Origin of the sequence: Glutamicibacter sp. NPDC087673, from assembly GCF_044743255.1 — a bacterium.
GTDB lineage: Bacteria > Actinomycetota > Actinomycetes > Actinomycetales > Micrococcaceae > Glutamicibacter.
The window spans coordinates 620,203-632,888 of record NZ_JBIUWB010000002.1 but is presented as its reverse complement, the minus strand read 5'-3'; the positions used below and the strand labels follow the sequence as shown (position 1 = coordinate 632,888).

13 protein-coding genes, 5 tRNA genes and 1 riboswitch are annotated in these 12,686 nt (G+C 61.3%); of the genes, 10 read left to right on the top strand and 8 right to left on the bottom strand.

Features of this window, described 5'->3' with window-relative positions; genetic code table 11:
* Positions 1–2: 2 nt before the first annotated feature.
* The 6 genes from pnuC to ACIOTL_RS07290 form a co-directional block, all read right to left on the bottom strand.
* Entirely contained in the window at positions 3–704 is a 702-nt protein-coding gene (gene pnuC, locus ACIOTL_RS07315; RefSeq protein ID WP_105661574.1) for a nicotinamide riboside transporter PnuC, read from the bottom strand.
* 115 nt (positions 705–819) lie between these two features.
* Positions 820–957, bottom strand: a riboswitch (FMN riboswitch).
* 41 nt (positions 958–998) lie between these two features.
* Entirely contained in the window at positions 999–1,661 is a 663-nt protein-coding gene (rpe, locus tag ACIOTL_RS07310; protein ID WP_400342234.1) for a ribulose-phosphate 3-epimerase, read from the bottom strand.
* A 28-nt stretch (positions 1,662–1,689) separates the two neighbouring features.
* Positions 1,690–3,213 (bottom strand): RsmB/NOP family class I SAM-dependent RNA methyltransferase, encoded by a 1,524-nt coding sequence (locus ACIOTL_RS07305; RefSeq protein WP_105656722.1) that lies wholly within the window; start codon positions 3,211–3,213, stop codon positions 1,690–1,692.
* Positions 3,210–4,142 carry a methionyl-tRNA formyltransferase gene (fmt, locus tag ACIOTL_RS07300; RefSeq protein ID WP_133834246.1) on the bottom strand — a complete coding sequence of 311 codons (933 nt, stop codon included), beginning with the start codon at positions 4,140–4,142 and terminating at the stop codon, positions 3,210–3,212. The genes ACIOTL_RS07305 and fmt overlap by 4 nt, the downstream gene beginning before the upstream one ends.
* A 3-nt stretch (positions 4,143–4,145) precedes the next feature.
* A complete protein-coding gene (gene def / locus ACIOTL_RS07295) occupies positions 4,146–4,709 on the bottom strand; it encodes a peptide deformylase (RefSeq protein WP_133834247.1) in 564 nt (187 codons plus the stop codon).
* Between the two features lie 93 nt (positions 4,710–4,802).
* The gene (locus ACIOTL_RS07290; protein WP_400342233.1) at positions 4,803–5,645 is read right to left on the bottom strand and encodes a PD-(D/E)XK nuclease family protein; all 843 of its coding nucleotides are present in this window, start codon (positions 5,643–5,645) and stop codon (positions 4,803–4,805) included.
* A 192-nt stretch (positions 5,646–5,837) separates the two neighbouring features.
* Between ACIOTL_RS07290 and ACIOTL_RS07285 the strand changes: the two genes are divergently transcribed.
* From ACIOTL_RS07285 to ACIOTL_RS07255, 7 genes are all read left to right on the top strand, one after another.
* Positions 5,838–5,910, top strand: a tRNA-Gly gene (locus tag ACIOTL_RS07285).
* A 54-nt stretch (positions 5,911–5,964) separates the two neighbouring features.
* Positions 5,965–6,035 (top strand) — tRNA-Cys (locus ACIOTL_RS07280).
* Between the two features lie 27 nt (positions 6,036–6,062).
* Positions 6,063–6,134, top strand: a tRNA-Val gene (locus ACIOTL_RS07275).
* Positions 6,135–6,179: 45 nt separating this feature from the next.
* Positions 6,180–6,255: transfer RNA gene (locus ACIOTL_RS07270), tRNA-Gly, on the top strand.
* A gap of 19 nt (positions 6,256–6,274) precedes the next feature.
* Positions 6,275–6,350, top strand: a tRNA-Gly gene (locus tag ACIOTL_RS07265).
* Positions 6,351–6,587: 237 nt separating this feature from the next.
* On the top strand, positions 6,588–6,797 hold the full coding sequence (locus ACIOTL_RS07260; protein WP_133834248.1) for an antitoxin: 210 nt from the start codon (positions 6,588–6,590) through the stop codon (positions 6,795–6,797).
* Positions 6,798–6,942: 145 nt separating this feature from the next.
* The gene (locus ACIOTL_RS07255; protein WP_400342232.1) at positions 6,943–8,130 is read left to right on the top strand and encodes a benzoate/H(+) symporter BenE family transporter; all 1,188 of its coding nucleotides are present in this window, start codon (positions 6,943–6,945) and stop codon (positions 8,128–8,130) included.
* Between the two features lie 24 nt (positions 8,131–8,154).
* Here the strand turns inward: ACIOTL_RS07255 and zapE are convergent, their stop codons facing one another.
* A complete protein-coding gene (zapE, locus tag ACIOTL_RS07250) occupies positions 8,155–9,195 on the bottom strand; it encodes a cell division protein ZapE (RefSeq protein ID WP_400342231.1) in 1,041 nt (346 codons plus the stop codon).
* Between the two features lie 214 nt (positions 9,196–9,409).
* On the opposite strand from zapE, the gene ACIOTL_RS07245 reads away from it, so the two are divergent.
* From ACIOTL_RS07245 to ybaK, 3 genes are read left to right on the top strand one after another with little or no spacing between them, the layout of a single operon-like run.
* A complete protein-coding gene (locus ACIOTL_RS07245) occupies positions 9,410–10,324 on the top strand; it encodes a sulfurtransferase (protein ID WP_400342230.1) in 915 nt (304 codons plus the stop codon).
* Complete coding sequence (locus ACIOTL_RS07240) at positions 10,321–10,761, top strand: SufE family protein (RefSeq protein ID WP_400342229.1); 441 nt, start codon at positions 10,321–10,323, stop codon at positions 10,759–10,761. The genes ACIOTL_RS07245 and ACIOTL_RS07240 overlap by 4 nt, the downstream gene beginning before the upstream one ends.
* A 57-nt stretch (positions 10,762–10,818) precedes the next feature.
* Complete coding sequence (gene ybaK, locus ACIOTL_RS07235; RefSeq protein WP_105656730.1) at positions 10,819–11,322, top strand: Cys-tRNA(Pro) deacylase; 504 nt, start codon at positions 10,819–10,821, stop codon at positions 11,320–11,322.
* Positions 11,323–11,407: 85 nt separating this feature from the next.
* On the opposite strand, the gene ACIOTL_RS07230 is transcribed toward ybaK, so the two are convergent.
* Positions 11,408–12,631, bottom strand: a complete 1,224-nt coding sequence (locus ACIOTL_RS07230) for an alpha/beta hydrolase family protein (RefSeq protein ID WP_400342228.1) — start codon at positions 12,629–12,631, stop codon at positions 11,408–11,410.
* Between the last annotated feature and the right edge of the window lie 55 nt (positions 12,632–12,686).

The following is a 12,686-nucleotide window of genomic DNA, read 5'->3' as shown; positions in this document are numbered from 1 at the left end:
TTTCAGCGTTGGCGCGAGATGGTTGGATCGAGCATTTCGGTTTCAATCTGGGGTTTCGCGTCGCGCTTGGACTTGGCCCAGACGAAGAAGCCGACCAGGGTGAATGCCCCGTAGAACAGGTACATGAACGCGCTGGCGTAGTAGCCGGCGGAGAACAGCAGCGGCACGCCTACGGCGTCGACGGCGACCCAGATCAGCCAGAATTCGACCCAGCCCTTGGCCATGCCGTACGTGGCGAGCATCGAACCAACGAAGGTCCATGCATCAGCCCAGACAGGTTCATAGGAGCCGAGGAGGCGGAAGATCGGTGTCACTGCGAGAGTGCCGAGGATCAGCACGGCGATCAGGCCCAGGCGAGCCTTGTTGGAAGCCCATTCAGGGGTGACGGCGCTACCGGTGCCGTTCTTGGCCTGCTTCCAGCGGTACCAGCCGAAGACCGAGACGGCGATGAACATGATCTGCCGGCCGGCTTGGCCCCAGAGGTTGGCAGTGTATCCGGTATCGAAAATGCTGCCCAGGAACACCGTCAGCAGCAACAGGTTGCCGACGATTCCGATAGGCCAGGCCCAGACTTTGCGGCGCATGCCGCCCACGGCGCTGGCCAGGCCGAAGATATTGCCTACGACTTCGCGCACCAAAAGTGCCGACGAGCCGATCGCAATTTGTGAGTTGAAAGCTTCAATGAGCCACCGCAGGAAATCCATCATTCCACCCTTCTCGAAGCGGCGGCTCCGGGGGTGTGCATTTGATGGGCCTGTGGCTCTGCTTTAGGAGATAGACCCGGTGCGGGCTATCGGCAGTACCAGTAGGCATATCAAATTCGTGCTTCTCCCATCCAGACTTTAACTGTCGGTACCGGAATTTCACCAGTTCAACCGTTCCCTCAGCTTGTGGCTTTGGTTGCGGGTCGCGGACTATCACCGCCGGTTCGGACTTTCACCGACCCCGGAGCACGTATTCGTGTTTACTGAGTTTATTCTGACACACTTTGTGCGCCGCTAGTGACCGCCCAGCGCAAGATTGCGTAATACATCGATTTCCACCGATGGATCCTGGGCCGAGTACACCGCGGAACCGGCGACGAATACATCCGCACCGGCTTCGGCGGCGCGCAGGATCGTGTCGCGCGAAATGCCGCCGTCAACCTGCAGCGCAATCGGCTTGCCGCTGCCGTCAATGGCAGCTCGGGCACGCTTGATCTTGGGAAGGACCAGATCCAGGAACTTCTGGCCGCCGAAACCTGGTTCCACGGTCATCAGCAGAACCATGTCCAGCTCGCCGAGCATGTCCAGGTAGGGTTCGATCGGCGTTGCCGGGCGCAAGGCCATGGCGGCCCTGGACCCGGCGGAACGCAATTCACGAGCCAAGCGGACAGGAGCTGCCGAAGCCTCGGCATGGAAAGTCACCGAATCCACGCCGAGCTGCGCGTATTCCGGGGCCCAGCGATCCGCGTTCTCAATCATCAGGTGCACATCGATCGGCAGCTTGCTGACCTTGTTCAGCGCATCAACCACGGGCAAGCCCAGGGTCAGATTGGGAACGAAATGGTTGTCCATGACATCCACGTGGACCGCGTCAGCAGTGTGGATGCGTTCCAGCTCGCTAGCGAGGTTCGCAAAATCGGCAGACAGGATCGACGGGTTGATCCGCGCATTACGCATGGATGCTCCTTGGAATACTCGGGCTTGGCTAGGCTTTTTTGGTCAGGATTGCCATGAACATGGCGTCGGTGCCGTGCACGTGCGGCCACAGCTGCACGGTGCTCCCATCGCCCAGTGCATGGCCTGCCGATGGCGCGTCCTGATACATCACCGAGGAAACCGCGGCGCTGGTATCCAGCAGTGCCGCGTTTTCGTGGTGCTTCAAGAAGTCTTCCACAACCAGGCGGGTTTCGGCCTGATGCGGCGAACAGGTGACGAAGCCGATGACGCCGCCGACGCGGACCGCGTTGAAGGCTGCAGCGAGCAGCTCGCCTTGCAACTTGGTCAGTTCCGGAATGTCGCGCGGGGCTTTGCGCCAACGCGATTCCGGGCGGCGGCGCAATGCGCCCAAGCCGGAGCAAGGGGCATCGACCATGATGCGGTCGTAGTCCCCTGCATAGTCCAGACCGCCGAAGCTGCGCCCGTCGTCACCGGTGACCATCCAGTAGTCATGCGGCACCGCAGCCAACGAGTTCTCGACCAGGCGAGCGCGGTGCGGTGTTGGCTCGTTGGCAGTCAGGCGGGCGTCGCGCTGCACGGCGATCGCTGCGAGCAGCGCCGCCTTTCCGCCTGGACCTGCGCAAAGATCCAGCCAGTAGCGGTCCTCGCCGGCTTCGGGCAATTCGATAGTAGCCAGGGCGCGGGCCATGACCTGGCTGCCGGCATCCTGGACACGCACGGTGCCTTCCTTGACCCCTGGCACACGCGAGACGTCGCCGTGCTTGTAGGTGGCCGAATCAGCCAGCAAGGTGCCCGGTTCCGCCCCGGATTCCAGGGCGCCGGACAGATCGCCCAGCCCTGGCAGGGACACCAGGTTCACCAGCGGCGCCAGGTTATCTGCCTCCAGCAGGGCTTCGAGTTCGCTGGCGTCGCGGCCATGGGAAATCAGCGCGCCGCGCAAGGCACGGACAATCCAATCCGGGTGCGAGTGCTCGATGGCCAGCCGCTCGGACTCCGAAGCGGCAGCATTGGCCAGCAGCTCAGTCCACTCATCGGCTTCCTTGGCAGAAACGCGCCGCAGTACGGCGTTGATCAGGCCGGAAGGGCCGGCGCCGATCTGCGCACGAGCCAGCGACACGGTTTCATCCAGGGCGGCGTGCTTGGGCACACGCATGGCCAGCAGCTGGTGGGCACCCAGGCGCAGCGCATCGAGGATGGCCGGATCCAGCTCGGCCAGCGGACGGTCAACCAGGGTGGTCAGGATCGCGTCGTAGAACCCCTGGCCGCGCAGTGCCCCGTAGGCCAGTTCGGTGGCGAAGCCCGCGTCGCGGCGGTCAAGCTGGTATTCGCGGATCATCTTCGGCAGCACCAGGTTGGCATAGGCATCCGCGCCGGATACCTCACGCAGGGTCTTGAAAGCTACCAGGCGTGCCGGGTCGGCCGCGCGCTTTCGCTGGCCGGGTGCGGATGCCGAATACTTGCGCGGGCCGGCCTGGCCGCGGTTGCGGGTACGGCCCTGCTCATTGCGGCGATCATTGTCGCGGTATCCGCCGCGTGGTTCCTGTCCGCTCATGCGAAGCTCACTTTCGTTCCCTGGGTGAGCACTCCACGTGCCCAGTCGCTGGCGTTCATCATTTTCTTGCCCGGAGGCTGGATTTCGGTGGGCTGCAGGGCCCAGGTGGCGGTGCCGATGTATACCTTCGGCTGCTTGCCTGGCTCGATGCGCACTTCGCCTGGCGCAAGGTCGGTGATCTCGCGGTGCTCACGCAGTGGACCGAATTTGAAGCGCTTGTCTTCGGCCTTGACCCAGGCGCCCGGGGACGGGGTGGTTCCGTGGGCGCGCCGACGTATTTCCGTGGCGGTCCGGGTGAAGTCCAGCTCCGCATCCACGTCGGTAATCTTCGGTGCGTAGGTGTGCGATCCGGACTGCGGAATGGCAATGGCCTGTCCGGAATCCAGAGCTTGCAAGGTCTGCACCAGCAGGTTCGAGCCGGACCGGCTGAGCCGTTCGAGCATGATGCCTGCGGTGTCCAGTTCACCAATTCTCTCGGTGACCTGTCCGAATACCGGACCTGTGTCCAGTCCGGTTTCCAGCTGGAAGGTGACTGCACCGGTGATGTCATCGCCGTTGATAATGGAATGCTGCACCGGAGCGGCACCCCGCCAGTGCGGCAGCAAGGAGAAGTGCAGGTTGATCCAGCCATAGGTTGGAACTGCCAATGCCGCCTCCGGCACTAGCCCTCCATAGGCGACGATGGCCGCGGCTTCAAGGTCCAAGGCCGCAAGTTCGGCGGTAGTTTCTTCGGTGATCTTGGCAGCCTTGATGATCGGCAGGCCAAGCTCTGCGGCGCGAGCGGCAACCGGCGATGGGGTCAGCACGCGTTTGCGTCCCAACGGGGCATCGGGACGGGTGAGCACTGCGGCAATTTCAAAACCGGCCTCGTGCAGGTAATCCAGGGAAGTGACGGCGACCTGTGGTGTGCCGGCGAATAAAATACGCATGAGTTAGAACCCCAATCCTGCGCCAAAGCTGGAGCCCAGGGCTCCGGAACGTTTCTTTACGGTGGCGTTAGCGGTCTGCGAGTAGTTGTTGGCCCGCAAGGTGCGCCACGCCGCTTTCTTTTCTTCTGGTGCCAGCCGGTCCAGGAACAAGATGCCGTCCAGGTGATCGGTTTCGTGCTGGAAGCAGCGGGCGAGCATGTCGGCGCCTTCGAGTTCTACCGGGTTGCCGAACTTATCGAAGCCGGTGGCCCTGACATAGCGCCGGCGCCGAACTGGTGCTGCAATGCCCGGGATGGACAGGCAGCCCTCCACCTGGTCTTCCTGGTAATCCTCGCTGAGCTCCAGCACCGGATTCACGATATGTCCGCGTTTTTCGCCAATTTGGTAGGTGAAGACACGCAGGGAAACACCGACCTGCGGTGCGGCAAGTCCTGCACCGGTGACGTTTTCCATCGTCTGATCCATGTCTTCGACGAGCTTCTGGAGCTCCGGGCCAAAGTCGGTCACCTCCTGCGCTGGGGTGCGTAGAACGGGGTCTCCGATGATCCGAATTCCCAAAATCGCCATAATCCGCTGGTACCTTCCCTGCCGTGGACATTGGTATTAGGTTTCGCAATGCCGAAAGCTAACCGTTCCAGTCTACGCGGTGGGCGTGCGACTTTATTGAGCTGGCGGCGTGATTTCGGCCAGTGAGGCACGCGACTGCGCGATCCTGAATGAGGCTTCCCAATTCCGGCGCAAGGCATAGAACTTGGACCAGTAGTCGGGCAAAGCTGGAGGTGGGGCCATGAAGGTGCGTGCCCCGGTCTCGCCCAGGGCTACGGCGAGCAGCATGGCATCGGTCCCGTGCTCCCACCCTTTCCACGTGCCTTGTTCGGCATCGACTACTTGCTCTTCGGCTTTGCATGCGGCCGCGAGCTGCATGATCACCTTGTCGTCAGGACGCTTGACGAAGCCGTTGCGGTCGGTGTTTTTGGTCTTGTAGTCAACGAGACAGGTTCGACCGCCAATCTTGGCGACCAGGTCGATGGTGCCGGCGTAGCCGACGCTGTGATTCCAAACCGTCACCTCGGCGGCAATGGGCTGGACGTTGTAGTCTTCCCACCATTGGTCAAAGTGGCGTGCGAAGCCCAACTCCTTATTCGCTTCGAGCGCGGCTTGAGCTGCGCCCAGGTCATGTTCCAGATCCAGCGCTTGCAGGGCGCGCTGCTCCGCGTAGTTATGCACCCGGTCCCCGCGCATGGCCGCGGAATCCCGATAAGCTTCGGCCGCACCGGCTGCATCTCGCACGAGTGAGCGCAATTGGCGCGGGTCCCCCACCGCTTGCACCAGCCGATGATCATCGGAAAGCGACTTGGCCGCCATGTACCCGGCCCAGCCGGAGAGGTCGAGCTTGTCCATGCCGATGACTGTGGTGATGGATGGGACAATCGCTTCCCCGCCGACTTTTCGGCTGTACATGCGGCCCAGGTCTGTTTGAATAGCCAGTTTTGGTGACGTCATGCACACGATCATGGCATGCACTCGGATTGCTTCGCTCCTAGTCGAGACGGAAAAATCAATTTTCCGCGTAGTTCCGCGGTTTTTAGGCCATGTGAACCAGATCTCAGCGTTTCGATTTGTGGGGATGCGAAAACTCGTATAGAGTTTTTACTCGTTGGAGCGAACGGAAACGTTCAGAAAACAACACATTTTGCGGACATAGCTCAGCTGGTAGAGCGCAACCTTGCCAAGGTTGAGGTCGCGAGTTCGAACCTCGTTGTCCGCTCGCAAAAAGATTCACCGACTAGGTAAAACTAGTCACTCTGACTTCGGTCAGTATGGTGGGGTGGCCGAGAGGCGAGGCAGCGGCCTGCAAAGCCGTATACGCGGGTTCGAATCCCGTCCCCACCTCGCAATGAAGGTTGCTTGATCTTTTTTGCGCGATTGGCGCAGCGGTAGCGCGCTTCCCTGACACGGAAGAGGTCACTGGTTCGATCCCAGTATCGCGCACGGAATCATGGTTCACCAGACCATGGATCTACTAATTAAATATATGCGGTCATAGCTCAGCTGGTAGAGCGCAACCTTGCCAAGGTTGAGGTCGCGAGTTCGAACCTCGTTGACCGCTCCAAATAATTGAATATAGTTTTGCGGTCATAGCTCAGCTGGTAGAGCGCAACCTTGCCAAGGTTGAGGTCGCGAGTTCGAACCTCGTTGACCGCTCCAAATAAAGATGGGAATCACTTTTCGTGATTCCCATCTTTGCTTTAACCATCATTCCAGGCGGCTACCACTTCCCTGACTAGTAAATAGCTAACCTGTGTGCAATCTGACATCCACCAGCAAAACACCTAGGCAACTGGCGAAATGTCTCTAATACACTTCCATGCGTTGGCCTGAGCCTTTAGGGTGGGTAGTAGTTGTGGAGCTACAGGGGTTCCCACAGACGAATGGAGGTGCAGCATGGCAGGATTTGATGATCTGCGTGGCAAGGCAGAGGAATTCGCCAAGGAGAACCCGGAGCAGGTATCCCAGGGTATCGAACAGGCTGGTGATTTTGTCGATGACAAGACCGGCGGCAAGTTCGCCGAGCAGGTAGACGGTGTCCAGCAGGGCGCTGGCGACTACCTCAATGGCCTTGGCGGAGGCGAAGGCGAGAATAACGAGGCCTAATTCCTCGACGCACTCCCCTCGGCTTGCCCGAGCATCCTGGGAAGGTACCGACCGAGGTCGGTGCCTTCCCTGCTTTAACGTCATATCAGGGGAATTAATTCATGCCGATTTTCGGCAAACCGGCGCCACCCTGTAGAAAAAGAGTATGACTCGTCACACGCCCCCGGATGGAGCTGGCCTTTTCCATTCCGTGCTTGCGGGATTGATCACCACCATGGTGGGATTCGTAGCATCCTTCGCTGTCGTACTGGCCGGATTATTCCAGGTCGGAGCTTCTAGCGAACAGGCCGCCTCAGGCTTATTCGTCCTGTCCCTCTGCGTAGGCCTGAGCACCATTGCGCTTTCGCTGCGATACCGCCAGCCGATCAGCATTGCATGGTCCACTCCCGGTGCAGCCATGCTCGCCTCACTGGCTCCCGGAGTGTTCGGGTTCAATCAGGCAGTGGGGGCATTCATCGTCAGCGGCGCACTGATCGTGTTGACCGGTCTGGTACCGTCCTTGCACCGGCTGCTCACTCGTATTCCGGTCCCAATTGCCCAAGGCATGCTCGCCGGTGTCTTGATCCCGCTGTGCCTGAAACCATTTACAGCCGTGGCCAGCATCCCGTTGCCCGCGTTGGGAATTCTCCTGGTGTTCTTCGTCGGGCTCAGGATCCTTCCGAAATTCGCCGTAGCGCTGAGCATGCTGGCGGCGGTGGGGTTCGGCCTATGGCATATTGGCCGCTCCGCGACGTGGGATTCACTCGAAGTTCTTCCGCAGCTGCAGTGGGTCAGTCCTGAATTCTCCTGGCAGGCCATTGCCAGCATCAGCGTTCCGTTGTTCGTGGTGACGATGGCATCGCAGAATATTCCGGGCGTGGCCGTGCTCAGCTCCTTCGGGTACACCGCGCCGTGGCGCCCCACCATGCTGGCGACCGGAGTGGGGTCGGCTAGCGGCGCGTTCTTCGGCGGGCATGCCATCAACCTGGCGGCAATCACCGCGGCGCTGGCTGCCGGAGAGCAGGCCGGCCCGGACCCCCGGCTGCGTTGGCGGGCGGCGGCGAGTTCAGGTGTCTTCTACTTGGTCTTCGGTGCCTTGAGCGCGCTGATCGTATCGGTGGCCAGCGCCTCGCCCGAGGGGCTGTTCCAAGCGGCGGCGGGCTTGGCCTTGCTGGCAACACTCGCCAATGCGCTGCTCGGAGCGATGGCCGATTCCTCCTGGCGGTTGAGCGCATTGGCCACGGTCCTGGTCGCTGCCGGCAATCTCACGCTCTTCGGGATCGGCGGTGCCTTCTGGGCCTTGGTGGCAGGGCTCTTAACGCACTTCATCGTCGAGCGCAGGGCTCGACGATGAAGTGGCGGGACCGGTGTTTCCGGCTTAGAGCGCTGGTTCTCCAACTTGGCCTTCACGAGCCAAAGCGGTCAGGCGCGAGACGGCACGGAAGTACTTTTTCTGGTAGCCGCCGGACATCATTTCCGGGGTGAACAGTTCGCTGAATGGCTTGCCTGAGGCAACGATTGGCACGTCCTTGTCGTACAGGCGGTCAGCAAGAACCACGAAACGCAGGGCGATGGCCTGATCGGTGATGGTATCCACGTTGTGCAGAACCAGCACATCAGTCTCGGAAAGCAACTGGCGGTAACGCGACGGGTGAACCTTCGAAAGGTGAGCCACCAGATCCTCGAAGTTGTCATCGGCCAAGGTCTTGTCCGGGTAGCGATCCAGGGCGAATGCCTTGATGCCCGCATCGTCCAAGGGCTCGGGGGCATCGGGCAGGCCACGGTGGCGGAAGTCTTCGCCTTCGACGCGGTGCACGTCGAACTGCTCGGACAGGGTCTTGATTTCACGCTGGAAATCCACTGCCGCGAAGCGCCCCTCGCCCAGCGCACCAGGCAGGGTGTTGGAGGTTGCCGCCAGCTTCACGCCAGCATCGGACAGCTCGCGCATCAACCGGGACATCAGCACGGTGTCCCCCGGATCATCCAGTTCGAACTCGTCGATGCAGACCAGCGAGTATTGGCTGAGCACTTCTACGGTCTGGCGGAAAGACAGCGCGCCAACCAGGTTGGTGTACTCAACGAAGGTGCCGAAGGCCTTGCGGCCCGGGGCTGCATGCCATAGGGAGGCGAGCAGGTGGGTCTTGCCTACGCCGAAGCCGCCATCGAGGTAGATGCCGTTCTTGGTTTCCTTCTTCTTGCCGAAAAGCTTGGAGAAGAACGAACCGGAGTTGTTCTTGCCCACGGTTTCTGCGAAAGCCTTGAGCTTATTGACGGCTTCGGTCTGCGAAGGCTGGTTAGGATCCGGGCGATAGGTATTGAAGGACACTTCACCAAAGCGGTAGGACGGGTGGAATCCGGCCAGCAGTTCTTCGATTGAAAGATTCGGCTTGGTCTCGCTCAGGTGGGTGATCGTCGCCATTGGCTGTGGGAGTCCTTCAGTTGATTGCTCAGGAAATGGTCGGGAAGCCGTGGCTTTCCCATCGGCCAGTTTACCTTGAACGCGGCGAATCATTGCCGAAAATGTCGTAGAGCACACTAGGTTCGCAATGGATGAGCACTAGGCTAGAAGTAATGCCCGTGCCCGCTGTTTCCAGCGTGGCAAAAACTGACACCCGCAAGGATCGTGATTAGGAATGTCGTTGCCCGTCGAGTCCAACGAGAAATATGCAGCCTACGCTCACCCAGAACGACTGGTTTCCACCCAGTGGGTGGCAGACAACCTCGGAGCCGAGAATCTCGTAGTACTGGAATCGAATGAGGACATCTTGCTGTATTCCACTGGCCACGTGCCAGGCGCACTGAAGATTGACTGGCACACGGAGCTGAACGACGAAGTCACGCGCGACTACGTTGACGGCGAAGGCTTCGCACAGCTGATGGCCGCCAAGGGCATCACCCGCGAGTCGACCGTGGTCATCTACGGCGACAAGTCCAACTGGTGGGCCGCCTACGCGCTGTGGGTCTTCACACTTTTCGGCCACGAAGATGTACGCCTGATGGACGGCGGCCGCGACAAGTGGATCGCTGAAGGCCGCGAGCTGAGCACCGAGAAGCCGGCCGTGACCGCCACCGAATACCCGGTGATCGAGCGCGTCGACTCCGAGATCCGCGCTTTCCTTCCGGAGGTCCTGAAGCACCTGGGCAACCCGCTGATCGACGTGCGTTCGGCCGAGGAATACACCGGCGAACGTACCCACATGCCGAATTACCCGGAAGAAGGCGCCCTGCGCGGCGGGCACATTCCAACCGCCGCATCGGTGCCATGGGCCAAGGCTGCGGCCGAGGACGGCACCTTCCGCTCGCGCGGAGAATTGGAAGCCATCTATCTCGACGGCGCCGGCCTGAAGCCGGGCGACGATGTGGTGGCCTACTGCCGCATCGGTGAACGTTCGAGCCATACGTGGTTCGTGCTCAAGCACCTGCTGGGCTTCGAAACCGTGCGCAACTACGACGGTTCATGGACCGAGTGGGGCAACGCGGTTGGCGTGCCCATCGTTCGCGGCGAAGCCGCCGGCGAGATGCCTGCACAGCGCGGAGCCCGCGCATGAGCCAGCTCCCCGATGCACTGAACGAAATCGTCGAGGAGTTCACCGAGGTGCCCGAGGCCGACCGCTTGGAACTGCTGCTGGAGTACTCGCGCGAGCTGCCCGAGCTTCCAGCACGCCTGGCTGATCGTCCTGAACTATTCGAGCAGGTTGTCGAATGCCAGTCGCCGCTGTTCTTGGCCGTAGAAGTCTCGGCCGAAGCGAATAACCCGGTGGGACTGTTCTTCTCCGCTCCCCCGGAGGCTCCAACCACCCGCGGCTTCGCCTCGGTGCTGGCTGCCGGCCTGGACGGCGCGGAGGCCGCAGCGATTCTCGCCGTTCCCGATGACATGCCCCAGCAGCTGGGTCTGACCCGTGCGCTGTCGCCGTTGCGCATGCGCGGCATGACCGCCATGCTCGGCCGCATTAAGCGCCAGATCTCAGAGCAGCTGCCTGCGTAGGTTTTGCATCGAACGCAGCTAGAAGCCAATAAGCAGTAGTTAAGGATCCCCAAGCACGTGGGCAAGAAGAAACAGGCCGCCTCCACCCCGGCGACCGCCGCACTGGATGCGGCAGGTATCAGCTATGTAGCGCACAGCTATGCGCATAGCGACTTGGCCGAAAGCTACGGCGCCGAAGCAGCCGAGCAATTGGGTGCCAGTGGCGACCGGGTCTTCAAGACCCTGATGGTCTCCACCGGGGCCAACGCCGCCCAGGATCTGGCCGTCGCAGTGGTGCCAGTGAATGCGAAGCTGGATCTGAAGGCGATTGGCACCGCGTTGGGCAAGAAGAAGGCGCAGATGGCTGACAAGGCTGCCGCCCAGCGACGCAGCGGCTATGTCCTGGGCGGGATTTCCCCGTTCGGGCAGCGCCAGAAAACCGCTACCGTCATTGACTCCAGTGCGCAGCAGTTCGAGACGGTATTCATTTCTGGCGGGCGCCGCGGTTTCAGCCTGGAGATCGCTCCGCGAGATGCCGCGAAGGCGACCGGAGCCATTTGGGCGCCGATCGCCTCCGGCTAGACAGCGCTTGGCCAAAAAAGGGCCCTGCCTGCGGGATCGAGATCTGTTGATCGTTCTCGCGGGCAGGGCCCTTTGCCGCCTTGGGCTATTGGACTTGAGGCAGCGGCATGCGCTTGCTCAAGAAGTCGGTGATCGCCCGGGCAAAACCCTGTGGATCCACATTCGGCTCACGCGTGTGCCCTGCCTTGGCAAAGGTCTTGAGCGTGACCAAATCCGGGCGCAGCGCCGCCAGTTTCAAGCTCGGGCCATTAGGGACGAACTCGTCATCACGGCTGTGCATTATCAGCGTCGGGAATTTCAATTCGTCCGCGCGGTCCACCCAATTCAACCGGCGCAGATTGACCGGGGCCGCTTGGCCGGTGACCCAGCGCCCTGCCTTATTGGACAGCAGCCACTGGCCGAACAGGCCCACCGATTGCGGGATCTTATTGGCCCGGGCCTGGTGCGAAAGCACATCTACCCAATTGATTACCGGGCCGACCAGCATGAGCGAGTCAATATGGTGGGCCAGCTTGCTCCGATCGGCGGCCTGCAGGCTGATGGCACCTCCCATGGACCAGCCCAGCAAGATGATCTGCTTCGCTCCGCGGTCCAGTGCGAATTGGATACCCGATTCCACGTCATGCCATTCGGTATCGCCCAGACCGTAGCGGCCATCCGGGGCGCTCGGAGCCAAACCGTCATTGCGGTAGCTCATCAGCAAGGTCGTAACCCCGAGTTCGCTCAAGGCAGGCAGCGCCCGAATGGTCTCATTACGTCGGGCGCCTCGGCCGTGCACGCCAATCACCCAGACATCTTCGTTCGTGGAGCCACGCACCAGCCAGGCTGGACCGTCGCCGCCATCCAGGGGCACGACTACGTCTTCTGCGTCAAAGCCCAGGTCCGCGGGGTGCTCGTAAATTGCCCCGGATAGGTTGCCGCGGCGTACTCCCTGGAGGGTGCCGCGATAGATCTTCTCGATTTTGCGCGCAACCAGGCGGGATTTGCCCGGAACGGCTTCCGGCGCGGAAAGCCGCAGCGCGCAGGAGTCGAATTCGGTGAGGAAGCTGCACGGACCAGGTTCGCTGGTATCGGCGTCCTTGTTGAAATGCAACCAGAGTTTGCCCTCGGCATCGGTGACGACCTCCCGGATGATGCTGTTGCCGGTGCGGCGTTCTTCCGGGGTCACTACACGTCGGGCGAAGTAACCGGCGAGCGCTGATACGCTGGCGGCCACCAGGGAACCGGCGCCCAGTCCCAGCCCAACCCCAATCAGGGTTGCAGGCACTGCGCTGCGGGGTTGCATGGTATCTACGATGTTCCGAGCCATGTTTTCATCTTTCCATGACCTGGCCCGGGAATCATCTAGCCTGCTCAAGCGTTTT